This is a genomic window from Nitrosomonas sp. (assembly GCF_022842015.1).
In the GTDB taxonomy this organism is placed as follows: domain Bacteria; phylum Pseudomonadota; class Gammaproteobacteria; order Burkholderiales; family Nitrosomonadaceae; genus Nitrosomonas.
Map to the genome: position 1 here is coordinate 21,929 of NZ_JALHQJ010000001.1, position 23,595 is coordinate 45,523.

Here is a 23,595-nt window from a genome sequence, read left to right on the forward strand (position 1 = left end):
TATAGAGGTTGTTTAATGTCGAAAATGACGAATGCTCGTGAATATCATCGAGATTCCTTGCTCGTCTGCAGCAGCAATAACTTCGTCGTCGCGAATACTGCCGCCAGGTTGAATTATCGCTGTTGCTCCTGCTTGTACAACAACATCTAAACCATCGCGAAAAGGGAAGAATGCATCCGATGCGACAACAGAATCTGTTAGTGTATAACCTGCCTGCCGGGCTTTTATGGATGCGATCCGCGCACTGTCAATCCGGCTCATTTGACCGGCGCCAATGCCAATTGTTTGGCCATTACGACAAAATACAATAGCATTAGATTTAACAAACTTTGCCGCTCGCGAAGCAAACAATAAATCATCTAACTGCTGTGGGGTGGGTTTTACTTTGGTGACTATAGCTAGATCGGACGCTGTAATATTGGAAGTGTCCGGTGTTTGAACAAGAAGTCCGCCATTAACTCTTTTCAAGTCATAGATAGAGTTTTTCATTTGCAGCGGCACAACCAACACCCGGATATTATTTTTTTGCGACAAGAGCTGTTGCGCCTCGGACGAAATTTCCGGTGCAATAATCACTTCAACAAATTGTTTAAGGATAGCTTCTGCAGTGTCCTTGTCGATAACTTGGTTAAAAGCGATGATGCCACCAAAAGCAGATACCGGATCGGTTGCGAATGCTAGGTGGTAGGCATTTAATATTGATTCTGAAATGGCTATCCCGCAAGGATTAGCGTGTTTTACGATTACACAGGCCGGTTTATCAAACGCTTTAACACACTCCCAAGCTGCGTCAGTGTCAGCAATGTTATTATAGGATAATTCCTTGCCCTGCAGCTGTTGATAATTTGCTAAGCTGCCAGAGGTTATGGTTGAATCTCGATAGAATGCCGCTTTTTGATGCGGGTTTTCTCCATAGCGTAAATTCTGTACGATATTGAAATTCAGATTCAGTGATTCTGGGAAATCTTTGTGAAGAAAATTTTCATCCAATGCAGTCAAATAATTACTGATAGCACTGTCATAAGAAGCCGTGTGTGCAAAAGCTTTTTGAGCCAACTTAAAACGAGTAGTCAAACTGATCGATTTATTATTAACTTCTAGTTCGGTGCAGAATGAAGAATAATCTAGTGGATCGGTGATTACAGTGACCTTCTGATAATTTTTGGCAGCTGCCCGAATCATTGTTGGGCCTCCAATGTCAATATTTTCAATTGCATCAATGAGCGTAGAGTTTTGTTTTGCGATCGTTTGCCTGAATGGATATAAATTAACAATTACCAGTTCTATATTTAGTATAGATGCTTGATCAAGTGCTTGCTGATGATCTGATAAATCGTTACGTGCGAGAATACCAGCGTGAATTTTAGGATGAAGCGTTTTAATTCGACCATCCAACATTTCTGGAAAACCTGTGTAATCACTTGCTTCATGAACGGATATTCCAGCTTCGTTTAATAATTTAGCAGTACCACCCGTCGAGATGATTTTGATACCGCAATAGGTCAATTTTTGAGCCAGCTCAATAATTCCGGTTTTGTCAGAAACACTGATGAGTGCTTGTTTAATAGTCATTTAATTCGATATTGTTTCATTTTTTGACGTAGTGTATTGCGGTTTATCCCAAGTAATTCAGCCGCTTGCGTTTGGTTGCCATGGGTATGCTGAATGGCAACTTCTATTAAAGGTTTTTCTACACTTTGAATCACCATGCTATAGATATTTCCCGGTTTTTCTCCATCTAGATCATTGAGATATCCACCTATGGCATTACGTATACATGATGCAATTTCATTCTCCTTTACTGCGCTCATAAACTAATTACTCCCCTCTTTGATATAACTCAATCTTTGGCCTTGTCTAGCTAATTGGGTAAAAAACTTATTGGTTTCAAAAAGTTGTTGATCACTGGTTTGTAATTGGTTCATTGCCTGACGAAAGCCAGCTGATCCTATGAGTCCCTTGGTATACCAAGATATATGTTTACGTGCGATGCGAACACCCGAGTATTCACCATAGAAATGATATAAATCATGAAGATGATTGATTAAAACTTGATGTATATCAGATACTTCAGGTGCTTGGAGGTGTTGCCCTGTTGTAAGAAAATGATCTATTTCACGGAAAATCCAGGGTCTTCCTTGCGCAGCACGACCTATCATAATCGCATCCGCTTTAGTATAAGCGAGTATTTGTTTCGCTTTTTCTGGGGTAGTGATATCACCATTTGCAATGACAGGAATTTTAACTACTGCCTTTACAGCGGCTATGGTGTCGTATTCAGCAGTGCCAGTGTATGCACATGCCCGCGTACGCCCATGAATTGCGAGTGCTTGAATACCCGAGCTTTCCGCAATATGTGCAATAGATAAGGCATTTTTATGTTGTTTATCCCATCCAGTGCGAATTTTAAGTGTTACCGGAATATCGACGGATCTTACTACTGCGATTAAGATTTTTTCTACTAATTTTTCATCTTGTAATAGCGCCGAACCGGCCATGACATTACATATTTTTTTTGCCGGACACCCCATATTGATATCGATAATCTGAGCACCATTTTCTGCATTGTACTGCGCTGCCGCCGCAAGCATCTGAGGATCAGCGCCAGCAATCTGAACAGAGATTGGAGAAACTTCCCCTTCATGGTTCGCTCGCCGTTGCGTTTTTATAGAACCCCATAGCAGTGAGTTGCACGACACCATTTCGGAGACAGCCATGCCAGCACCCATTGATTTGCATAGTTGCCTAAATGGTCGATCGGTAACACCAGCCATTGGAGCAACAATCAATTTATTTTTTAGAATGTGAGAGCCAATTTGCATGAAAACATCTTTGGGAGAGATTATAAATAGTAAGCAGTTAAATCTGATGTTGAGTATTGCTGTTATTTGAACAGTAGTTAGCTTAAAGCTTAGTTAGGGAAATGAAATTGTATATCCTATTACGAGCTTTATTATAACCTTTGTCAAATTGACCGTGGAATAAAGATCGGGAATTATTCTTTTGCGCCAAATATCATGCGACGGGCAATAAAACGTTTAAGTGGCGGTACACAATCTAAAGTACTTAAACCGAATCCACAAGCTTGATTGAGTATTTTACTATCATTAGAAAATAACTTGACCAGAGTGTCAGTAAAGGTTCTAACAGCGTTACTGTCCTTTCGTCTTCTTTGAAGGTATTTGGATAACATGGTAGGTGTGCCGAGTTCTTGGGATGCATTATTCGCGTGAATGATTTCACATGCCAATTCATAGGCATCTCTCAGACCCAGATTAAACCCCTGTCCTGCAACCGGATGTAAAGTTTGTGCTGCATTGCCGACGAGCGCTATTCTTTGAGATACGGTGGATGTGGCATACTTAAGCGCTAATGGAAATGCTGATCTTTTTCCCGCGCCAATAAATTTCCCAAGCCTGTCGCCAAAATGTTGGTGTAACTGGAACAGAAAAGACTTGTCATTCAGTTCAGTGATTTCTTTTACAATATCTGGAGCTACGGTCCATACCAGAGAAAAATCCTGATCATTTGGAAGTAGTGCAACAGGTCCATCAGGAGTAAAGCGTTCATAAGCGATACCTGTTTGTTTTTTTTCGGCTCTAATATTTGCTACTACAGCCCACTGTTGATAATCATATGATCGATAATTGATGTCGGGTATTTGCTTGATCAGTTGACCGCCATCAGCTAAGACAAGAAGCTTAGCGGTTACTTGCTTTGGTTCTTCGTGATGGTCAAAAAATACATTACCTGAGCTTTCAGTAGTATCGATTCGGGTTACTAAAGCACCAGTAATATAATTGGATTGAGAGGTAGTCAATTGCGCATGCATGGCACTAAAAAGATCATGATAATTCACTACATAACCTAATGCAGGAACACCGGCATCCTGAGATTCCAAAATAGTGCGTCCAAAGCTGCCGCGATTAGAAATATGAATTGTTTGAATCGGGGTATTTTTTATTAATCTGTTCCATACTTCTAGGCGCTGCAATATCAAATAACTGCCATGTGATAATGCCAATGGGCGCGGATCTTCGTCTTTTTCTGGTAACCCGCGAGCTTCAAGAAGTAAACTCGATACCCCGCTATCGCGTAGGCTAAGAGCTAATGCCATGCCTACCGGGCCACCACCCACAATAACAATGTCATAATGATCAATGATCATAAAATTAATTTTTTGAATGGTTATTGGAGTAAGAACTTTTGCTTATTAACTATAATCACATAAACTGCCAAGATGCCAAGATTAAAACATTCCAATTGATATCTCTCAAATTAGCGGTTTGAATGAGATTCTTTTGTATTAAGGTACGGCCTAATACAGCTCTTGCAAGAATAGCATACTGCACATGGTCTTGAAATGTAATCGACATGAGAATTCATGGCGAGACAGCAGTAAAAGAATTATTTAAATTGTATAATTCTGTCATTTGATTAATAAATGCGAAACCGATAAGTTGATTAGGATTCAAGTGGAATTGTTAGAATTGTCTGTGTGAATGTTATTGAATTATCAGAGGGAATTTTTCATGCCAAGATTTTTTATCAAAAAATTTGTACCAGGAATAGTGTTTTTATTTGCCTCTCAAGCTTTTAATGTTTGGTCAGTGGATATTGATGATGAATTGATTACTGCTGCAGAGAAAGGCAATTTCTCTTTGGTTAAGAATATTCTTGATAATCAAAAGATTGATTCGCAAGAATTAAGTGCGGCTTTTCTAGTTGCAGTTAATAAAGGAAATTCTGCTATCGTTGAACGATTCCTGCAAGCCGGTGTGGATGTGAATTTAAGAGCAGAGGATGGTTTGTCGGCTTTGATGAGAGCTTCTCGGGATGGTCGTGAGCAGGTTGTTGAAATTTTACTGAGAGCCGGTGCTGATGTAAATGCTGCTTCTGAAGGAGATGGCACAGCTTTAATCTTAGCTGCTGAAAAAGATAGAAGGAAGGTAATTACTCTATTGTTAGATGCCCAGGCTGATATAAATACTAAACGAGACGATGGTATGACAGCTCTCATGCTGGCTGCACGAGAGGGACATCAACAGACCATTGAAATTTTGGTTAATGCAAAAGCAGAAGTAAATTATCAGTTGGAAAATGGAGCTACCGCGCTAATGCTTGCGGCTCAACATGGTAATTTGAGAGCGGTCTATTCATTGATCGCAGCAAATGCCAATCTGGATCTTAAAGCTAGCAATGGAATGACTGCGTTGATGCTTGCTAGTCACTATCGTTATCGGGAGATTGTTGAATTGTTAAGAAAGTCTGGTGCTAATTAGTAAATATCAATTACAAAAATAAAGGAAATTATAAATGAAAGTTTTTGCTGTTTTATTATTTGCCGTAGCAGTTTTATTACTTCAAGGTTGCGGTGAAGATGCAAAAAATGATAAATCAGAAAGTAGCTCAATACCAAAACCCATGAGCGAAATCACCAGGATGGGAGAGATCCCGTCTTTTATGAGTGAAGGCTTGACGGAAGAAGAAAAGGCCGAGTTGAAGGAGCAAATTATGCCGTCAGGTATGGGAGATGAAAATTTCGCCGAGGAAAAATTTAAGGTACTTATGGAAGACGCGAGAGCTGGAGATCCGATTGCTCAGAATGGTTTGGGTGTGATGTATTATACCGGTGATGCTGTTTCCAAGACAGCTTCGGGGCAGGTGTTAAACAACGATCCAGAACTTGCGGCCGGATGGTTTTACCGTGCGGCGGAGCAGGGATATGCCGATGCGCAATTCAATTTAGGGCTTATGTACGCCAATGGTGAGGGGGTGCCTCAAGACATGGAACAAGCTGTCGAGTTATTTAAAAAGGCTGCAGAACAAGGACATGTAGATGCCCAAAATAATTTAGGTGCCATGTACTTTACCGGTGAAGGCGTGGCAAGGAATGAGAAGAAAGCTATCGAATGGTTTGAGAAAGCAGCTGCGCAAGGAAATGAAGAAGCGCGCAGCAATCTGGATGCTATACAGCAATCACAATCTAAGTGATTGTATGGTTTATAGACAGTCCCCCGTTGAGGGGGTGACTGTCATATCAGGTTTGACTTGTTACATTCTAACCATATCTCTTAAGCTATCGTTACCGCCTGTGATAAATATACGTCTTGGATTGCGTGGAGCAACTTGACGCCTTCAGCGATAGGTTTCTGGAATGCCTTGCGTCCGGATATGAGCCCCATGCCCCCGGCACGTTTGTTAATTACGGCAGTTCTAACGGCTTGGTGCAAATCATCACTGCCCGACTCACCACCCGAATTGATCATGCCGATCCGTCCCATGTAACAATTTGCGACTTGATAGCGCACGAGATCAATTGGATGATCTGTTGTGAGTTCGCTATATACTTTAGGGTGAGTTTTGCCGAATTTTATTGCGCTATAGCCACCGTTATTGGTAGCCATTTTTTGTTTAACGATGTCTGCACCGATGGTGACTGCCAGATGATTAGCTTGACCTGTTAAATCGGCGCTCACATGGTAATCTTTGTCTGCAACTTTAAACGCGCTATTACGTGCGTATGCCCATAGTATAGTGGCCATACCCAGATCATGTGCATGTTCAAATGCTGCAGAAACTTCTTGAATTTGGCGACGCGATTCATCCGAGCCGTAAAAAACAGTGGCACCTACAGCACAAGCCCCCATGTTGAAGGCCTGGTTAACACTCGCAAACATTGTTTGATCAAATTTATTAGGATAAGTCAGTAATTCATTATGGTTGATTTTGAGAATCATAGGGATTTTGTGTGCATACTGGCGTGACACAATTGCCAATACCCCTAAGGTGGAAGCAACGCCATTGCATCCACCTTGAATAGCAAGTTCAACGATATTTTTTGGATCAAAAAACATTGGATTAGGCGCAAAGGAAGCGCCCGCCGAATGTTCGACCCCTTGATCCACAGGCAATAACGATAAATAGCCAGTGCCGGATAAACGTCCGTGATGATAAAGTGCCTGAAGATTGCGCAAAACATTCGGCTTGCGATTGCTCAATAACATCACACGATCGACAAAATCGGAACCTGGCAGTTGCAAATTATCTTTTGGTATCGTATTGCAAACATGGTTGAGAAGTAATTCGCTTTCATTGCCCAGAATTGCAGTAATATTTGTCATTTCTACTCCTTTTGGGGGATATGGTGTTAAGTTTTTAATTCAATCTGATACTTTATAGTGTAGACATCATTTTTGAGAAATAAGTATTTTCTTTGTTCCGTGTTGCTCAATCATAAGATTTACATAATGATTATGTGATTCTTCGAGTTGTTGTTGAGTAACTCTGGGATACCAATAATGAACCTATAATTTCTACTCGAAGATCCGCAATTCATTGGGTAGTTTGAATTTGCTGCATCTAATATTATCGTCTTTTCCTCTATGCTTTTGTTGTTAAGTTTTGGATACTATCTGTAACTATAAAATTATTTTTTGAATATTGGATGGATTTTGTGCATTACATTCAGAGGAAATGCCACCGGTATGCGTATGGAAACAAATTATTATTGATTGTAACATGCTAATTACATGATATAAAACATAGTAAATGTTCAATGAAGTTCCAGATAAAGTAAATAAATAGTATTATCGTAGATGAACTAAATTTGAAGAATACTTGCGTGAGATTAAATATCCTAGCATTTGTTTTGGGCGTTGGTTGGTTGCAGTACCGAACTGTACTGCCAGAAGTAGAGTGCCTTTGGTTGTTGTTCTCAATGGCAGTTGCAGTTGGACTGTTTGGGTTTTTGCGAGCAGCCACTCATATTGTAATAAGCAGAATCTTGTTTGTAATTTTTTTTCTCGTGTTTGGGTTTTGTTGGGCGGCAATTTTAGCGCACTGGCGTTTGAGCGATTCTCTGCCTCGCGTCTGGGAGCGTAAAGCCATACAAATAGTTGGTGTGATAGCTAATTTGCCGCAAGAAAATAATCGAAGTGTGCGTTTTCAGCTTGACGTTGAGCATGTGAATACTGAAGGTGCGATCGTGCCCAAGCGGATTGCATTGTCTTGGTATAAAGTGCGACAGTCGGGAGCTAATCAGGCAGCATTACCTACGGTTAATGCAGGTGAGCGTTGGCAACTTACAGTGCATTTAAAACGGCCACATGGCAGTCAAAATCCGCATAGTTACGATTTTGAAAGATGGGCATTGGAGCGCAATATCCGTGCAACTGGATATGTGGGTGTATCGCCTGAAAATCAACGCCTGCAACCGATGGTTCAACGTCCTGTATATTGGATAGCGCATATTCGCGAAGGAATTCAACACCGTTTTGCTACAAGCTTAGCAAATCAGAATTATGTAGGAATATTGCAAACGTTGGCAACAGGTGATCAGAATACAATTCCCCGTGATCAATGGCAAGTTTTTGCACGTACTGGAACTAATCATCTCATGGCGATTTCCGGTTTGCATATCACGATGATTTCGAGCGTAGTATTTGCAATAGTATATTGGTTGTGGCGTTGTAGTGCTTATCTGGCATTACGCGTGCCGGCACGGCGTGCTGCTGTGATGGCTGGATTAATTGTAGCTTTTAGCTATGCTGTGCTTTCAGGTTTTGCAATTCCGGCACAGCGGGCATTTTATATGCTGGCGGTGGTGGCGATTGTGCTATGGATGGGGCGTCAGATACCGGCGACTACGGTGTTGGCATGGGCGTTGTTTGGAGTGATATTAATAGATCCATGGGCCATTCTAGCTCCTGGGTTCTGGCTATCTTTTGGCGCAGTTGCTGTCATAATGCTATTAACTGTTGGCCGGATCGGAAAAATACATTGGCTCAGCGGTTGGTTGCGGATTCAGTGGGCTATTACGCTGGCTTTAATCCCTTTATTGTTGGCGCTATTTCAACAGATATCCTTAGTATCACCGATCGCTAATGCCATCGCCATTCCCCTGATAAGTCTTATAGTAGTTCCGTTAACATTGCTAGCAACGATACCTGCATTCGATTTTATGTTACCGTTCATCCATTATGTGTTAAGTGTCATCATGGCAATGCTGCAGTCGCTAAGCAATTTGCCCCATGCTGTATGGCAGCAGCACTTTCCGCCAATATGGACGATAAGTGTAGCTATTATTGGAATTCTGTGGATGCTGTTGCCGGGAAGCTTGGGGGTGGGCTTTTTTTCTGGTTTTCCCGCACGTTGGCTGGGCATGGTTGCAGTTTTGCCCATGTTCTTAGTTAAGTTGGATCAACCAAAAACTGGAGATTTGTGGCTGACTGTGCTTGATGTTGGTCAAGGACTTGCGGTCGTGGCACGTACCGAGCATCATGCATTATTATTTGACACGGGTCCTGAATTCGGTGAAACCGACAGTGGTAGTCGCATTATTGTGCCCTTTCTACGCGGAGATGGAATTAGCAGACTTGATGCTATGGTGGTGTCGCATGCTGATTCGGATCATAGTGGCGGTGCACTATCAGTGTTGAATCAGATGTCGGTTATGCAGCTGTGGTCATCGCTAGATGATCGGCATCCCATAGTGCAGGCGGGAATCTTAAAGGACCAGTGTCGCGCGGGACAGATCTGGCAATGGGACGGTGTGCATTTTGAATTTCTGCATCCATTAGAACAGGATTATTTGAACTCAAAACGTAGTACCAATGCAAAAAGTTGTGTATTAAAAATTACATCAGCTCATGGTAGCGTATTATTGCCGGCTGATATTGAAAGGAAAGACGAGTTAGCATTGCTAGCTCGATCCAGTGATAAACTTCCTGCAACAGTATTGATTGCACCGCATCATGGCAGTCATACTTCATCAACCGATGCTTTTGTTCAAGAAGTAAATCCTGCTCTGACAATTTTTACGGTTGGTTATCTTAATCGTTATAGTCATCCGCGCGAAACTGTAACCTTGCGTTATCATAATTCGAGTAGTCAGTTGATGCGTAGCGATAGCGATGGTGCTATTCTGATACGTTTTGAAAATAATGATTGGTCTGTCAATAGCTGGAGAAAATTAAATCGGCGCTATTGGCACGGTAGTTCTGAACTGAATTAAACTTGCAATAGCTCCTTCGAAGCATGGAGCAACTTCCTGCATATTACACTGAGTTATCCAGCTAAGATAAGCTGGTATTGATTAAAGTTATTGGTGTGGCACATCCAGTTGCTACTGGAAACTCGATAGTGTCGAAAACCACAGTAAATGTAGTTCCTACTCCTGGCTCACTGGTGACCTTAATTCTTAATTGATTATTTTCTGCCGCGATCTTAACGATGGATAAACCAATTCCGCTAGTTGCTTTGTTATGGAGTGCTGCTCTAGGAGAATAAAAATATTCGTTGAATATGTTGGGCAAATCTTTCTCTTCGATACCAATGCCATGGTCGGTGATGGTAATGTTAGCGCGCAAATTATTGCGATCTACTTTAGATGAGATTTCAATGCTAGTATTTTGGTGCGAATAGGTAATCGCATTGGTGATGATATTTTCTATAAGTATTTCTAATTGATCGGGGATTACCTTGCAAATAAAATTCTCAATGGATAAATTGAGTGCAACACTTTTAGAACTGGCGACTGGGGTCAGTTTTTCAATACATTTTTGTAAGGCGGATTGAATGTCAACATGCTCGAAAACTGCAGTGTCAAGACAAGTATCTTTCAAACGCTCCAGTCGAAGTAGATCAAGTATTAGGCTAGACATATTTGTTGCCCGGTGATCAATTTGCTCTAGTGCAGTACTTATCTCAAGTGTTGTTTCACCCAAATAACCTTCTTTGATTAAATTTATTTTGCTGCGAATAGCATCAAGCGGGGATTTAAGTTGATGCGTGATCAATAACGCATATTGATCTTTCTCAACTTGTGCTTGGTTGATTTGCCTGTATGCATCGAGAAGGTGGCGCTCATGTGCGCGAACGATTAGAGAAAGTCTTGAAACAACATACCAAACGACAAAAAAAAGTATATCAAGGAAAAACATCCATATCAAAGCGCCATCTATGCGAGCACTTTCAGACAAAAATTGACTGTTTATCAGTGTAGAAAGCGGTGCTTGAGTAATTAGAAAGTTATCAATTATGATGACGATCGAATCCATGAAGCAGACCAAGATTGTTACATACAGGCTTTCACGGGTAGAAAAAAAGATACAGGCAAGAGCAATATGTAGTACGTAGAAAAAAGAAATTGGTGTGGAAGTGCTGCCAATATAATGCACGACGACTGACAAGCAGATCAGGTCAACAATAATCTGAACCCATAAATTTATCGAAGGCGAGTTATATTTGCCTGGTTTGCAATGATCTAGCGCGAAGATGTAAGCAATATTGGCTACAATCAGTACGATAATAATGGCGATCGGCCATTTTTGCTGTTCGCTGATGCCTAATTGCATCAGCGCATCTGATGCTGATAGCATCAGGATTTCAAAGAAAACCAGTATAGCAACCAGTATCCAGCGGAAAGTTATGAACCAACGGATATTGCTGATTAAAACATCGTCGCTAAGTTTTAACTTATCTCCCTTTATTTCAAGCAATACGCTTTGAGTATTCGGCTTATCCCAAGAGAATTCAGTGCTTGCCATAATATTATTATTGAGTATTGCACAAAATTATGCAGCCTCTCCTGCTTTCTTCAAGCGTTCATTAATCGTTGCCATGAGACTAATCGGCTCAACTGGTTTCTCCATAATGCAAACCCATTCATGTGAACCATCTTCAAAATATGGCCGAATCATGTCACCTAACGATGTCAGAAAAATAGTCTGAATTTGCGGATATTGCTTGTGAATTTTTGCATAAGTTGTCAACCCGGCATCCATGGATTCAACCATAACATCCAGAATAGCCAAATCTGGCTTTTTTGTTTCATCTTGTAATGAATCGATAAACTCCTGCATTGACAAATAGCTATCTACTTCATATCCATGTTTAAATAATATGCGCTGAACTGATTCACGAATATCTGGATCGTCGTCAACGTGGGCAATTCTTGGTGGCATAATAATTGATTCTCCTTGCTTAAATTCTTTCTTGGAAACCACGGCTTAGAAGCAGTTAGAATAAACCGTTCGTTTATCGAGGTTATTGTTGAGTGGATGATATCGTAGCACATGTGAATAATGTGTGAAATGTGAATATCGGCGATATATCAGAAAAATATAGTCTTCTGAAATAATTAGCTTACGAAAGCTCTGAATATATTCTCTTTAGCCGGGCAATTGCACTTATTATACGAATGAATGAATCCAGTAGTGACTATTGAATGTAAGTGACTCGTGCTATGGTATTAACAGCATGGAAATGTTGTATATTGAGTCTTAGTGAATCGTTGGTTCTGCTTCTCGAAATATCGCATCAATAGCCAGTGCATCTAAGCGATATTCGCGATTGCAGATATCGTCGCTGACAATGACCTCACCAAATTCTTTCAAAATCGAATTAACTTCTTTGCGCCCTAGTGAACGAAGCATGGCATAAATCTTTGCGGGATCCTCTTGGCAACCGTATTGAACGGATTGAGCATTAAAAATGCGGATAGTTTCTTCATAAAATAAACGTGTCAAGATTTCTTCTGCGGTTAGATCAAATGGCTCATGATTGTGGATTGTATTTGCTAGAGCTTCGGTGCGTATCCAGCCATCGGCATCCTGCAAGTCAGTGTTTGGCAGTTTTTGCAGTAACAAGCCAAAAATGGCATTGTTAGTGGTAACTAAAAATAAACGTGATGGCAACTGATCAGATTGCCTGAAGTAATGTTCAAAAATTTCAGCAACATTTTTACCATCAAGCGGAACAATGCTTTGATAAGATTCGCGCATTGATGGCTTATCGAGTGTAATGAGTAGATGACCATGGCCAAGCAAATCTGGAACTGATTGCACTTCGACGGTTTGCTCACATTTTGCCATGCCACGCAAGTGCAGACTCTCAGTGCAATCCAATAACAGCATAGAGATAGGGCCGCTACTCGTTAATTGAATGGTCAAACGCCCTGTTTGTTTGAGGTTCTCACCCAACAACAAGGTAACCGCACTCATTTCACCTAACAGCTGTGTGACAGGTTGAGGATAGTTGCGTCCGGATAACATTTCCTGCCAGACGGAATCGAGATGCACGACTGCGCCACGTATATCCAAATTTTCCAGCAAGAAGCGTTGTACATAATTGCTCATTATTAAACCTTTAATTGTAAGAATTGATCAATGTTATGAGTGGGCATTTTGCAATGCTACCCAAGCCTGACCGAGCGCAATAGCGCTATCGTCAGGTTGTAATTGTTGTGAAAAAAATAAATTAAAGTCAGGTGTGGTCAATTGTTTGATTAAGCCATGTCGCAGAACCGTATTGTGAAAACAACCGCCACCGAATGCCAGATTGAAAACTTGAAGCTTTTCTGCAATTATTTTAACCCAAGTTACTAGTCCTTCAATTAATGTGGCGTGAAATAGGGCAGCAGCGTATGGAAGGTTTTGTTTTAAATCATGGTCGTCGATTAAAGTCATTAATAATGGAGAGAAATCCAAATTATTTTTTTCTGTGATTTGATAACCATTAGTCATGGCAAGTACCGATCCATGTTGTGCAGCCAATCGCTCTAATTGAAGCGCTGCCTGTGCTTCATAAGATTGAGTGAGACAGACACCGAGAAGGCCTGCTGCAGCATCGAATAATCTTCCCATGCTAGAAGTCTGTGGGCAATTCAAGCTTTTGGTCAGCATGTCGGTGACAGTTGCAGCAGCAGGTTGATCAGCAAAACGTTGTGTAATATCTTCGCTACGATTTAAACGAGCTAGTGCAGCTGCAGCCATACGCCAAGGCTCTTGTGCAGCTAGATCCCCGCCTGGCAGAGCTAATGTTGTTAAATGGCCCAGCCGCTCGGATCGGGCACCGTCCACCATTAATAACTCGCCACCCCAAGGGGCGTTATCAATTCCTAATCCTACACCATCCAGCGCCAGAGCTATTACCGATTGAGTAAGTTGATGCTCAGCGCAGATAGCGCCAATGTGAGCGTGATGATGTTGTACGGCGAGTAGTGGTAGTTGCTGTTGCTCAGCAAAAGTTTGAGCAAAATGAGTGCTGTAAAAATCCGGGTGTAAATCGTGCGCAACTAGTTCAGGTTGAATCGAATAATTTTTACACATGCGGTACACGGTTTGATCTAGTAGTTGTCGGGTATTCGCTGTTGCTAAATCTCCGATAAGAGGTGAGATATATGCGTTGTTTTCTTGCGTCAGACAAACGGTATTCTTTAACCAGGCGCCACAAGCCAAAATAGCGGGTCCACTGATTGCTAGCGGAATAATAATGTCTGTTTGGTTAAACAAGTGTCGAATTGGTTTATGTTTGGTATTGGGCTGTGGATGAAATAGCAAGACGGTTAGCTTCAATCCAATCAGCCCAGACTTGTATGCCACTACCATTCATAGCTGAGATTTGAATTACTGGCAAACCGGGATGAATGCGATGCGCATATTCAATTGCCAAATCGACATCAAAGGATAAGTATGGTAATAAATCGCATTTATTTAACAGCAATAGATCAGCCACATGAAACATATCAGGATACTTAAGTGGTTTGTCTTCACCTTCGGTAACCGACAATATAACTACTTTATATGCCTCACCCAGATCAAAGTTGGATGGACAGACTAGATTACCTACGTTTTCAATAAACAAAACACTATTTTGTTGTGGCGATATTTGCTGTAGTGCTTGCTGCACCATAAATGCATCTAGGTGACAACCTTTACCCGTATTAATTTGTGTTGCTGAAATACCCGTTTCACGAATACGCGCGGCATCATGATTGGTTTGTTGGTCGCCTTCGATTACAGTGATTGGTAATTTATTACGAAGTATTTCAATAGTATTGACTAAGAGGGTGGTTTTACCTGAACCGGGACTGGAGAGCAAGTTGAGTGCGAGGATGTTTTGCTCAGATAGAAAACGGCGATTCTCATTGGCGTATTGGTTGTTTCTTTCCAGAATGTCGCGTTCTATTTTGATCATTCTGGCCTGACTCATGCCGGGTGCGTGCGCAGTGACGAGACCTGTTCCGAAAGCAAGTGTTTCTGAGGAGCGGTTGTTTTTAATCGGCAATGATGGAGTATGATCGCGAATATTAGAATGTTTCAGTGGACGGAACTGAATTGGTTTCTCAAGATGAGTTGATTGAATCGTTTTTCCATTAATGCGTGTTTGTCCGATGCTGCATCCACAAGTCGTACACATATGATCCTCTTTATTCAGCTTCTAATTCTTTGATTTTCATTTCGCGACCTTGAGTGACTTTCAATGTATTATAACTACCACAATGTGAACAGGCCTCATAATAGATTGTAATCAAGCTGCTGTGATTGCATTGTGTGCATACTGCCTGCCCAGCAATTTCTATGATTTCTAACTTGGCTTGCCGGGCGATGCTGTCTTGTGTTACCACATCAAAATAAAACCGTAATGATCCTTGCTCAACGCAAGCTAGTTTACCAATCTCCAGCCATACAGTTTTAACCTTTGTAAGTTGATGTTCGGTCGCAGTTTCCTCGATAATTTGTAATAAATTTTCAGCGAGCGAAAGTTCATGCATGCCATATTTTACTGGATTATTAAAAAGTCATTGTAATAAGTGATCATGGTATCGCTAAAACGCGCTCATGGGATGTTAGCAAGTATTTGGTTGCCAGCGCCAGTTCATCTTGAAGTGCGAACATTTGTCCGGACGCAAGGTTAAGCAGCATTTTGCCGCAATTCATAGCCTATGAGAAATGAATTGTTGCTAGTTGAAAATTGCTCCTGGTTATTAACTACTTCGATATATCTAAACGCGGCCTAACTTCATTGCTTGATTCATTTCTAACAGTCCTTTATAGTTCTAAAAAGATATCAAATGTCAGATTAAATTCAAAATCTTACAAATTGCATAAAGAGCCTGGCATGATATAAAAAATATCCTTAATAAGTTTAGTTAGGTCCAATAAATAATAGGTTGCGCGACTTTGAAATTAAATTGATTCCAACAATCGTGATTTATAATTCTCAATTAGTTCATAACACATTATTTTAGTTTAGATTTTAAAGATATGGCTGAAACAGAATCTCAATTGAAGTGGACTAAATTGGCTTGCTTGTATGAAAGCTCACACGACATGTTGAGAATCCATTTTATTGACGAATTGTGCCAAAAGTTGATAGAGAATATAAAAATGATAGGGTATCTGCCCAATCAAATTTTTCCCTTTATCGACATCGATGATAAAAGCTACAGAGAGAGCAGCGTTTTACACACGCTGGATCATAAATTTTCTATTTCGATAATGACGAATGGCAGAATTCGTGGCCAGATAGGAATATCTTCTAAAGATATTGGTGTTATATCTTTGTTTGAAAATGAACATGCAATCTTTCTGCAGAGCATAGCCGATGATCTAGGTTTATGGCTGGAACGAAATTGGCTTTTGGATAAAAAAACAGTATCTCTGGATGCAGCTAGTGCTATTGAGAGCGCATTTGATGAGCATGCGATCATGGCAATCACAGACAATTTAGGAAAAATTAGTTATGTCAATGAAAGATTTTGCATTGTTTCTAAGTATTCTTTTGATGAACTAATTGGGCAAGATCATCGAATTGTTAATTCCGGTTATCACTCCAAAGATTTTTTTCTTAATTTATGGAACACAATTACAAAAGGAAAAGCGTGGAAAGGGGAACTCAAGAACCGTGCTAAAGATGGAACATTTTATTGGGTTACTATGACAATTGTACCTTTTCTTGATGCTGCCGGATTGCCGTACCAATACATTGCGATACTTAACGAAGTAACAGAATACAAGCTGCTAGAGCAAAGAATGGAAAAACAAGTTGCAGAATTGGCACGGTCAAACGATGAGCTGGAACAGTTTGCGTATGTTGTTACTCATGATCTGCAAGAACCGCTCAGGGCTATTAACAGTTTTGTTCAATTGCTCAATAAATACTGCCATACGCAATTGGATCAACGTGCGATTAATTTGATTTCACATGCGGTGGCCGGCACTCATCGTTTGCAACAACTTATTGATGATTTGTTAACCTACGCACAGGTAGGTGCTAGTCAAGAACTTGTGAAAATAGACTGTGAGCAACTGCTAAAAGATGTGGAAGCGGATTTATTAGTTACCATTAGCGAATGTAATGCGATCATTACGCATGATCAGCTTCCAGTTGTTAAAGGAATCCGGTTTCAGTTTATTCAGTTAATTACTAATCTAATCAATAATGCGCTTAAATTCCGAGGAGTTCAGGCACCCATAATCCATATTGGCGTAAAAGAAAAATCAGATGAGTGGATTTTTTTAGTATCGGATAATGGAATTGGCATAGAGAAACAATATCAAGAACGAATTTTCCGAGTATTCCAGCGATTACATAGCCGCAAAGACTATGCAGGCACAGGGATTGGTTTGGCAATATGTAAGAAAGTAGTGGAACACCATGGAGGAAGGATATGGGTCAATTCAGAACTTAACGTAGGCTCATCATTTTATTTCACGATCCCCAAAATAAAATAAATACAATGCACCTTAAAAATAATACTGAACCCAATATCATTTTGATGATTGATGACAATCCCACTGATGTTTTGTTGATTAAAGAAGCTTTTGCTTTATGTAGTGAGAATTGTAATGTGTATGTAGCTGAAGATGGTGCGTATGCATTAGAATTTCTAAGCCAACAAGGACAATATTGTCATGTGCCTCGTCCAGATATCATCTTGCTGGATTTAAATATGCCGAGAAAAAGTGGATTGGAAGTATTAAAAGAGCTGAAGGATGATCTTGATTTGAAAAGCATACCTGTCATTATTTATACTTCATCTAAAACTAAAGCAGATGTGCGATCTGCATACCGGAACCATGCAAATGGTTATATTAAAAAATCGATTGATTTTGATGATTGTATAAAAATAGCAAATTCAATCAATGATTATTGGTTCTCTACTTCAACGCTCTATGAGCCTTAATGTGTGATGATCGCACCTAAGATTCATATTTTATTAATTGAAGATAATGAGACTGATGCGATACTGGTGCAGAGTGATCTACAGTATGCAATGGGTGATCAGGTGACGGTGACTCATGTAGAGCGGTTAAGTTCTGCATTAGTGCTAATTCACAAAGAATCTTTTGATTTAATATTATCAGACCTCACTTTGCCCGATAGCGATGGAATTGCAACTATAAATCAATTACGGGAACATGCGGCAGGTATACCGATTGCCGTTTTATCTTTTAGGGATGATGAAAAACTTGCAATCAAAGCGATAAAAGCCGGCGCACAAGACTATCTCGTGAAAGGCAGTCTTACTGAAGGTGTGCTTGCACGGGTGATTCGCTATTCAATTGAAAGGCAGCGTATTGAGGAAAGTAATAGGAAAGCACAGAATCGGTTTCAGACAATTTTTGAAAAAGCCCCTTTAGGTATTGCATTGGTTAATTTAAAAACCGGAAAATACTACGATGTGAATCCGAAATATGCATCCATTGTTGGTAGACGTGTGGAGGAGCTTATTAATATTAGTCATGCGGATATTATCCATCCAGATGATTTGCAGTCTTATTATTATGATATTGAACTATTTCTAGTTAATGATCTAGCTGATTGTAAGATAAAAAAAAGAGTTCTTCGTCAGGATACGTCAGTTATCTGGATTGAAATTTCTATTGTGCAGTTCGAAGTCATTGCGAATGATGAAATATGTTATTTATGTATGATAGAAGATATTACTGAACATAAGCAGATGGTTGAGAATCTGCGTCGATTGGCCGTGCATTTGCAAGATGTGCGAGAAGAGGAAAGAACTAGGATTGGCCGTGAAATACATGATGTTCTTGGCGGAACTTTGGCAGTTCTGAGAATGGATCTGGATTGGCTTTCTAAAAAAATAATTGCAGAACCCATACACGAACGAATTAAATTGTTATATCAATTAACGGGTGAAGCCATCGATACCGCGCGTCGGGTTTCAGTAAATTTACGTCCTAATGTATTGGATAATTTAGGATTATTGGGTGCCATCGAATGGCTGGTGCGTGAATTGGAACAGCGGACAAATATTGTTTGTACACTGGAATCTGCACTATCTGATTTATCTTGTCACGATAAAAACTACGAAACCAATATTTTTAGAATTATCCAGGAAGTATTTATCAACATTGCCCGGCATTCACATGCAAACAAAGTTGATGTAGAGCTTGTAGAAGGTGAAGACGATATTGTTATTACGATTAAAGATAATGGTGTTGGTATTACAGAGTCGCAAATATTAAATCCTCAGTCATTTGGAATTATCGGCATGAATGAAAGAACACAACAACTTGGTGGTAAATTTGAAATATCAGGCACACCGTTACAGGGCAGTGTTGTAATACTTAGAATACCACTAGCCTTAACAGCATTGCAGGAGAATTAACAGATGGTTAAGGTATTGATTGCAGATGATCACACATTATTTCGTGATGGGCTTAAACGAATTTTTAGTGAAACAGATGATATTGAAGTTGTTGCAGAAGCGGTTGATGGGAAAGATGTCATAAAAAAGACAAAGGAATGCGATTGGGATATTATCTTGCTGGACATTAACCTTCCCGACATGAATGGATTGGAAGTTCTGAAACGAATTTTATCTGCAGATTCATCCTCATGTGTGCTGGTGTTAAGCATGTATCCTGAAGATGAATATGCGATCCGGGCAATTCGTTCTGGAGCATCTGGATATATGACAAAAGACAGTCCAACTGATCAGCTCATTAATGTGGTGCGTCGACTCTCCAATGGAGGAAAATATGTTAATCCCGAGCTAGCAGAGAAACTCCTGTTTAATCCGATTATGGATTCAGAGAAATTGACACATACCACATTCTCAGACCGGGAATTCCATGTTTTTAAACTTATCGTCTCTGGAGAGCCTTTAACCTCCATAGGCAAGAAATTGTCCCTCAGTGTCAAAACTGTTAGTACTTATCGCTCACGCATTCTGGAAAAAATGCGTATGAAAAATAATGCGCAATTGATTCGATATGCGATTCAGCACAAACTACTTGAGTAAGAGAGTGCAAATTCAATTCTCTAATTATGAAAAAATAGCTTAATATTTCGCCTTTGGTCGCTCTTTGCTAAAAAGTGAGGCAACGATGGGTTTGTGTGACGTAAGCGTCTTGCTTCGCAAGACTGCTTCTGGCAATAGATGTATCCTATCGTCATGAATGTCCAGAGCGTAATGAGTTGTGTGGGGGATCAGTTTTCTGATCGTGCTGAGTATCATGTCAAGGTTTTTGTTCTATCACAGGGAGAAACTGATAGTTGCGCCGATACAAACATTAAAGGATAATACGCCACTTTTAGTTTCCCTTTGGGATTGAATAATTAAGGATATTCGCAATGAAAGCAGAGATTCATCCAGATTATCATGAAATAACTGTGACTTGCAGTTGTGGTAATGTTTTTAATACGCGCTCAACTATGAATAAACCTTTAAATATTGAGGTGTGTTCACTTTGCCATCCGTTTTATACGGGTAAGCAGAAAATTGTCGATACTGCGGGTAGAGTTGAGAAATTCCGTCAAAAATACAATAAACAACCATCCAAGTAATTTTTAGTACTTTTGCTATTGATTAACCATCAACTTCAGGTGTACGACTGAAGACTTTATGATATCCAAATTCGATGTAAATATGCTATCAGTAATGAATAGCAAGCCAGATAGTTTCTTTTTCTGGGTCTGTCCATGAGACTCTGTGCTTTTTATGAGAAGGAATATTAATGAAATCCCCTTTTTTAAGTGGCACAGAAGTCTGATCCTCAAAAGTAAGTATAGCTTCCCCTTTGAGAACCATCACCCACTCATTTTCTTTCTGATCATACCAAGACGACGATTGTTGGCCTTTCGAAATAATTCTTTCAATTGTTAACGTATCATTTTTGATTAAAATATCGAAAATTTCATGTTCCAAATTCTTAGGAATTTCTGAGAAAATATTTTGCGATTTCATTTTTGTTTTGATAAGTAAGGCTGCTCAATAAGTCACAATGGTCAGTGTTAATGGTTCTTTCGCTTGTAGCGCTGGCTACCTTACAGCATCGTGTGAGTTTATTGAAAGTCAATTTAGTTGAATGCCTACTAGCACACGTTTCTTTAAAAGATTGCTTTCTCATATCTGAGAGAGAAAACATAATTCGCGTACTTTTTAGCTCACTTGATCCTCTGGCCATTACTTCACATCCCAAATTATGAAGAATAAAATAAGGTGTAATAGTTAGGATATTTATTACTTTAATATTTCTTAGAAGCCTCAGAATAGAGGTATACACCAACTCGAGATGAAATTTGATGTAAGATGATGTTAGTAAATCAGGATTAATCTCTGTGGATTCAAATTTACATTTCTTGATTTGAATGATTAAAAATAAATCCGCAGTGAATATTATGCTACTTACAGTGGTATAGGTTATTTAAATTTACTATTTTTGATTTTTCTTTGAATATATTAATATATATCTGATTCATAATAAGTATTAAAGTTTTAAGTTGAATTGTCGTAGCTAGCGTGAAATGATTGCTGGCTCCCTTGATGTATGTAAGCGTTTAATTTTACTTGATATTTTTTGTAATTTTGCTATGGAATAGTTTGCCATGTTAAGCATATATGGAGCAGTCTGATTGAAATTTTTGTCATAAATAAAGGGGAAAGTACTATGGCAGTAGCACATATAAGGATGATTTCGATAATAGGGTTTGCACTTATTATCGTTTTCGCTCTTACTGCTTGCGATAAAGAGCCTAAAGCAAAAAAATCTGGGCAATCAATAGTTAGTGTTAATGGCTCCGAGATTACAATGCTTCAACTTAACGATGAGGTAAGGCGAAGTAGTATCCGCGCTGATCAGTATGAGACCGCTAGCGAGAAATTATTGGAATCACTGATTGCTCGTCAGTTGATCGTAGATGAAGCCATAAGAAATAAACTTGATCGTACACCTGACGTGATGCAGGCACGTGAGCGTGCAAATGCTCAAGTAATTGCACAAGCATATTTGCAAGGAATTGTTAGCAAGATTGCAAAACCATCTAAAGCTGAGATTGATGATTATTATCAGAAAAACCCAGAGTTGTTTGCTCAGCGAAAACAGTTTGATTTAACTACTGTGCGAGTAGCAACTAAGGATGTTAGTGAAGAACTGAAGAAAATAATAGATGCAGCAAAGTCTGTAGATGAGGTTGTAAATTGGCTTGATAAAAACAAAATTCAATATTTTCGCAGCCTTGCAACACGAAGTAGTGCTGATCTTCCGCTGCAGTTAGTATCAATGTTACGTGAGAAAAGCAAAGACACTATTTTTATTATAAATGAACAAGAAAAAACTGTGTTGATTTCAGTTAATGCGATTAAAGATAATTCAGTTTCAGAAACTGCTGCGGCACCACAAATTGAAAGATTCTTGATCAATCAAAAATATAAAGAAGAAACAGACGCTGAAATTGCGCGTCTACGCGCTTCGGCAAAGATCGAATATCTAAATGCAAAAGTACCAGAACCCAATACAGAGAAATCAGGTGATCAGTTACCCATAATTTCTCCTGAAACTTTGGATAGCAACGACAATCCATCTGGAGCAGTATCTGAAGGAGTAATTGAACGAGGTATTTCTGGTTTAAAATAAGTATGTTTATGCTTAGGATATATTTAATCTATTTGACATAGGATAAATTAAGGATATAGGTAAATGGAAAATATTATGAAGAAAGGGCAGTTATTGATTATGGTTTTGGCACTACTTTCGACGATTGGCATCGCTAATGCGGCTGCCGGAGAGAAAAAAGAAAGTGTTTTAGGTCCAGGTGACACATTAAAAATATTTGTGTTTGGTCAACCGGACATGACAACTGAGGTAAAAGTAAGTGAGGCTGGAAACATAACTTTTCCATTGCTGGGCGAAATATTTATTGATGGACTAACACCTTCTGAAGCGGAAAGAAAGATAGTTAATCTGCTGGAGAGTAAAGATATCTTACGTAAACCACAAGTAAATATCATTACTGCTTCGTTGCAAAGTCAAATGGTATCTGTGCTTGGCTATGTACGTAACCAAGGGCGATATCCAATCGAAGGTAAACGCAGATTGACCGAAATTCTGGCTATGGCGGGAGGGATCGTCCCTGATGGAGCAGATCAGATTACCTTGATTCGTTCGAATGGTAATCAATATGTTAAAGAAGTAATTGATGTTTTAGAGATGATTCGTTCTGGCAATTTGACTCGTGATTTGAACGTAAGAAGTGATGATCTAGTCTATGTTGAAAGAGCGTCTCGTTTTTATATCTATGGTGAAGTGCAACGTGCTGGAGTATATAAGCTTGAGCGCAACATGACGGTTATGCAGGCGCTGTCGGTGGGCGGTGGATTAACTACACGAGGTACCGAGCGTGGTTTGCGGATTCAGCGCCGTGACGGAGCGGGAAATCTGCAGATTTTACCTCTTAAATCGAGTGATTTAGTGGAGCCTGACGATGTAATTTTTATCAAAGAAAGTCTGTTCTAATATCTGATCTAGAGTTTCTCGATTTAACCTATGAAGTAAATAGCGT

Annotated in this window: 23 protein-coding genes; 11 read left to right on the forward strand and 12 right to left on the reverse strand. The window is 39.7% G+C overall.

Going from position 1 to position 23,595, the window contains the following annotated elements:
* Positions 1-12: 12 nt before the first annotated feature.
* The 4 genes from purH to Q0C11_RS00140 all read right to left on the reverse strand — a co-directional run bounded on the left by purH (position 13) and on the right by Q0C11_RS00140 (position 4,168).
* Positions 13-1,572: a bifunctional phosphoribosylaminoimidazolecarboxamide formyltransferase/IMP cyclohydrolase gene (gene purH, locus Q0C11_RS00125; protein ID WP_293004651.1), complete on the reverse strand. Its 1,560-nt coding sequence runs from the start codon at positions 1,570-1,572 to the stop codon at positions 13-15.
* The gene (locus Q0C11_RS00130) at positions 1,569-1,811 is read right to left on the reverse strand and encodes a helix-turn-helix domain-containing protein (RefSeq protein ID WP_293004653.1); all 243 of its coding nucleotides are present in this window, start codon (positions 1,809-1,811) and stop codon (positions 1,569-1,571) included. The genes purH and Q0C11_RS00130 overlap by 4 nt, the downstream gene beginning before the upstream one ends.
* 3 nt (positions 1,812-1,814) lie before the next feature.
* On the reverse strand, positions 1,815-2,822 hold the full coding sequence (gene dusB, locus Q0C11_RS00135; RefSeq protein WP_293004654.1) for a tRNA dihydrouridine synthase DusB: 1,008 nt from the start codon (positions 2,820-2,822) through the stop codon (positions 1,815-1,817).
* 173 nt (positions 2,823-2,995) lie between these two features.
* Positions 2,996-4,168 carry an FAD-dependent monooxygenase gene (locus tag Q0C11_RS00140; RefSeq protein WP_293004656.1) on the reverse strand — a complete coding sequence of 391 codons (1,173 nt, stop codon included), beginning with the start codon at positions 4,166-4,168 and terminating at the stop codon, positions 2,996-2,998.
* Positions 4,169-4,532: 364 nt separating this feature from the next.
* Between Q0C11_RS00140 and Q0C11_RS00145 the strand changes: the two genes are divergently transcribed.
* The gene (locus tag Q0C11_RS00145) at positions 4,533-5,282 is read left to right on the forward strand and encodes an ankyrin repeat domain-containing protein (RefSeq protein WP_293004658.1); all 750 of its coding nucleotides are present in this window, start codon (positions 4,533-4,535) and stop codon (positions 5,280-5,282) included.
* Positions 5,283-5,316: 34 nt separating this feature from the next.
* Complete coding sequence (locus tag Q0C11_RS00150) at positions 5,317-5,994, forward strand: tetratricopeptide repeat protein (protein ID WP_293004660.1); 678 nt, start codon at positions 5,317-5,319, stop codon at positions 5,992-5,994.
* Positions 5,995-6,074: 80 nt separating this feature from the next.
* Here Q0C11_RS00150 and Q0C11_RS00155 read toward each other — a convergent pair whose 3' ends face one another.
* Positions 6,075-7,124 carry a class I fructose-bisphosphate aldolase gene (locus tag Q0C11_RS00155; RefSeq protein WP_293004662.1) on the reverse strand — a complete coding sequence of 350 codons (1,050 nt, stop codon included), beginning with the start codon at positions 7,122-7,124 and terminating at the stop codon, positions 6,075-6,077.
* Between the two features lie 500 nt (positions 7,125-7,624).
* On the opposite strand from Q0C11_RS00155, the gene Q0C11_RS00160 reads away from it, so the two are divergent.
* Positions 7,625-10,015: a DNA internalization-related competence protein ComEC/Rec2 gene (locus tag Q0C11_RS00160; RefSeq protein WP_293004664.1), complete on the forward strand. Its 2,391-nt coding sequence runs from the start codon at positions 7,625-7,627 to the stop codon at positions 10,013-10,015.
* Positions 10,016-10,076: 61 nt separating this feature from the next.
* Here the strand turns inward: Q0C11_RS00160 and Q0C11_RS14640 are convergent, their stop codons facing one another.
* A complete protein-coding gene (locus Q0C11_RS14640) occupies positions 10,077-10,502 on the reverse strand; it encodes an ATP-binding protein (protein WP_367273713.1) in 426 nt (141 codons plus the stop codon).
* Between Q0C11_RS14640 and Q0C11_RS14645 the strand changes: the two genes are divergently transcribed.
* Positions 10,501-10,578 carry a hypothetical protein gene (locus Q0C11_RS14645; protein WP_367273714.1) on the forward strand — a complete coding sequence of 26 codons (78 nt, stop codon included), beginning with the start codon at positions 10,501-10,503 and terminating at the stop codon, positions 10,576-10,578. The two genes, Q0C11_RS14640 and Q0C11_RS14645, sit on opposite strands and share 2 nt — an antisense overlap.
* A 998-nt stretch (positions 10,579-11,576) precedes the next feature.
* On the opposite strand, the gene Q0C11_RS00170 is transcribed toward Q0C11_RS14645, so the two are convergent.
* The 5 genes from Q0C11_RS00170 to hypA all read right to left on the reverse strand — a co-directional run bounded on the left by Q0C11_RS00170 (position 11,577) and on the right by hypA (position 15,556).
* Positions 11,577-11,966, reverse strand: a complete 390-nt coding sequence (locus Q0C11_RS00170) for a response regulator (protein WP_293004667.1) — start codon at positions 11,964-11,966, stop codon at positions 11,577-11,579.
* Positions 11,967-12,284: 318 nt separating this feature from the next.
* Positions 12,285-13,139 carry an Hsp33 family molecular chaperone HslO gene (locus tag Q0C11_RS00175; protein ID WP_293004668.1) on the reverse strand — a complete coding sequence of 285 codons (855 nt, stop codon included), beginning with the start codon at positions 13,137-13,139 and terminating at the stop codon, positions 12,285-12,287.
* A 33-nt stretch (positions 13,140-13,172) separates the two neighbouring features.
* A complete protein-coding gene (locus Q0C11_RS00180) occupies positions 13,173-14,384 on the reverse strand; it encodes a carbamoyltransferase HypF (RefSeq protein ID WP_293004669.1) in 1,212 nt (403 codons plus the stop codon).
* Positions 14,308-15,201, reverse strand: coding sequence for a hydrogenase nickel incorporation protein HypB (hypB, locus tag Q0C11_RS00185; RefSeq protein WP_293004670.1), 894 nt, complete (start codon positions 15,199-15,201; stop codon positions 14,308-14,310). The genes Q0C11_RS00180 and hypB overlap by 77 nt, the downstream gene beginning before the upstream one ends.
* 10 nt (positions 15,202-15,211) lie before the next feature.
* The gene (hypA, locus tag Q0C11_RS00190; protein ID WP_293004672.1) at positions 15,212-15,556 is read right to left on the reverse strand and encodes a hydrogenase maturation nickel metallochaperone HypA; all 345 of its coding nucleotides are present in this window, start codon (positions 15,554-15,556) and stop codon (positions 15,212-15,214) included.
* A gap of 616 nt (positions 15,557-16,172) precedes the next feature.
* On the opposite strand from hypA, the gene Q0C11_RS00195 reads away from it, so the two are divergent.
* The 5 genes from Q0C11_RS00195 (at position 16,173) to rpmE (ending at position 20,601) form a co-directional block, all read left to right on the forward strand.
* Positions 16,173-17,519 (forward strand): ATP-binding protein, encoded by a 1,347-nt coding sequence (locus Q0C11_RS00195; RefSeq protein WP_293004674.1) that lies wholly within the window; start codon positions 16,173-16,175, stop codon positions 17,517-17,519.
* Between the two features lie 5 nt (positions 17,520-17,524).
* Positions 17,525-17,971 carry a response regulator gene (locus Q0C11_RS00200; protein WP_293004676.1) on the forward strand — a complete coding sequence of 149 codons (447 nt, stop codon included), beginning with the start codon at positions 17,525-17,527 and terminating at the stop codon, positions 17,969-17,971.
* Positions 17,972-17,977: 6 nt separating this feature from the next.
* Positions 17,978-19,420 carry a response regulator gene (locus Q0C11_RS00205; RefSeq protein ID WP_293004678.1) on the forward strand — a complete coding sequence of 481 codons (1,443 nt, stop codon included), beginning with the start codon at positions 17,978-17,980 and terminating at the stop codon, positions 19,418-19,420.
* A 3-nt stretch (positions 19,421-19,423) separates the two neighbouring features.
* Entirely contained in the window at positions 19,424-20,056 is a 633-nt protein-coding gene (locus tag Q0C11_RS00210) for a response regulator transcription factor (RefSeq protein WP_293004679.1), read from the forward strand.
* 332 nt (positions 20,057-20,388) lie between these two features.
* The gene (gene rpmE / locus Q0C11_RS00215; protein ID WP_293004681.1) at positions 20,389-20,601 is read left to right on the forward strand and encodes a 50S ribosomal protein L31; all 213 of its coding nucleotides are present in this window, start codon (positions 20,389-20,391) and stop codon (positions 20,599-20,601) included.
* An 88-nt stretch (positions 20,602-20,689) separates the two neighbouring features.
* Here rpmE and Q0C11_RS00220 read toward each other — a convergent pair whose 3' ends face one another.
* Positions 20,690-21,001 (reverse strand): cupin domain-containing protein, encoded by a 312-nt coding sequence (locus Q0C11_RS00220; RefSeq protein WP_293004682.1) that lies wholly within the window; start codon positions 20,999-21,001, stop codon positions 20,690-20,692.
* Positions 21,002-21,704: 703 nt separating this feature from the next.
* On the opposite strand from Q0C11_RS00220, the gene Q0C11_RS00225 reads away from it, so the two are divergent.
* Positions 21,705-22,670 (forward strand): EpsD family peptidyl-prolyl cis-trans isomerase, encoded by a 966-nt coding sequence (locus tag Q0C11_RS00225; protein WP_293004684.1) that lies wholly within the window; start codon positions 21,705-21,707, stop codon positions 22,668-22,670.
* A gap of 63 nt (positions 22,671-22,733) precedes the next feature.
* Positions 22,734-23,549: a polysaccharide export protein EpsE gene (epsE, locus tag Q0C11_RS00230; protein WP_293004686.1), complete on the forward strand. Its 816-nt coding sequence runs from the start codon at positions 22,734-22,736 to the stop codon at positions 23,547-23,549.
* The last annotated feature ends 46 nt before the right edge of the window (positions 23,550-23,595 follow it).

Coding starts and splice junctions, on each gene's coding strand:
- hypA (WP_293004672.1), bottom strand. CDS start 15,556: ATGCATGAACTTTCGCTCGCTGAAAATTTATTACAAATTATCGAGGAA.
- dusB (WP_293004654.1), bottom strand. CDS start 2,822: ATGCAAATTGGCTCTCACATTCTAAAAAATAAATTGATTGTTGCTCCA.
- Q0C11_RS00155 (WP_293004662.1), bottom strand. CDS start 7,124: ATGACAAATATTACTGCAATTCTGGGCAATGAAAGCGAATTACTTCTC.
- Q0C11_RS00225 (WP_293004684.1), top strand. CDS start 21,705: ATGGCAGTAGCACATATAAGGATGATTTCGATAATAGGGTTTGCACTT.
- Q0C11_RS00170 (WP_293004667.1), bottom strand. CDS start 11,966: ATGCCACCAAGAATTGCCCACGTTGACGACGATCCAGATATTCGTGAA.
- Q0C11_RS00195 (WP_293004674.1), top strand. CDS start 16,173: ATGATAGGGTATCTGCCCAATCAAATTTTTCCCTTTATCGACATCGAT.
- Q0C11_RS00220 (WP_293004682.1), bottom strand. CDS start 21,001: ATGAAATCGCAAAATATTTTCTCAGAAATTCCTAAGAATTTGGAACAT.
- Q0C11_RS00150 (WP_293004660.1), top strand. CDS start 5,317: ATGAAAGTTTTTGCTGTTTTATTATTTGCCGTAGCAGTTTTATTACTT.
- purH (WP_293004651.1), bottom strand. CDS start 1,572: ATGACTATTAAACAAGCACTCATCAGTGTTTCTGACAAAACCGGAATT.
- Q0C11_RS00205 (WP_293004678.1), top strand. CDS start 17,978: ATGATCGCACCTAAGATTCATATTTTATTAATTGAAGATAATGAGACT.
- Q0C11_RS00145 (WP_293004658.1), top strand. CDS start 4,533: ATGCCAAGATTTTTTATCAAAAAATTTGTACCAGGAATAGTGTTTTTA.
- Q0C11_RS00210 (WP_293004679.1), top strand. CDS start 19,424: ATGGTTAAGGTATTGATTGCAGATGATCACACATTATTTCGTGATGGG.
- Q0C11_RS00140 (WP_293004656.1), bottom strand. CDS start 4,168: ATGATCATTGATCATTATGACATTGTTATTGTGGGTGGTGGCCCGGTA.
- Q0C11_RS00130 (WP_293004653.1), bottom strand. CDS start 1,811: ATGAGCGCAGTAAAGGAGAATGAAATTGCATCATGTATACGTAATGCC.
- epsE (WP_293004686.1), top strand. CDS start 22,734: ATGGAAAATATTATGAAGAAAGGGCAGTTATTGATTATGGTTTTGGCA.
- rpmE (WP_293004681.1), top strand. CDS start 20,389: ATGAAAGCAGAGATTCATCCAGATTATCATGAAATAACTGTGACTTGC.
- Q0C11_RS00175 (WP_293004668.1), bottom strand. CDS start 13,139: ATGAGCAATTATGTACAACGCTTCTTGCTGGAAAATTTGGATATACGT.
- hypB (WP_293004670.1), bottom strand. CDS start 15,201: ATGTGTACGACTTGTGGATGCAGCATCGGACAAACACGCATTAATGGA.
- Q0C11_RS00200 (WP_293004676.1), top strand. CDS start 17,525: ATGCACCTTAAAAATAATACTGAACCCAATATCATTTTGATGATTGAT.
- Q0C11_RS14645 (WP_367273714.1), top strand. CDS start 10,501: ATGGATAAATTGAGTGCAACACTTTTAGAACTGGCGACTGGGGTCAGT.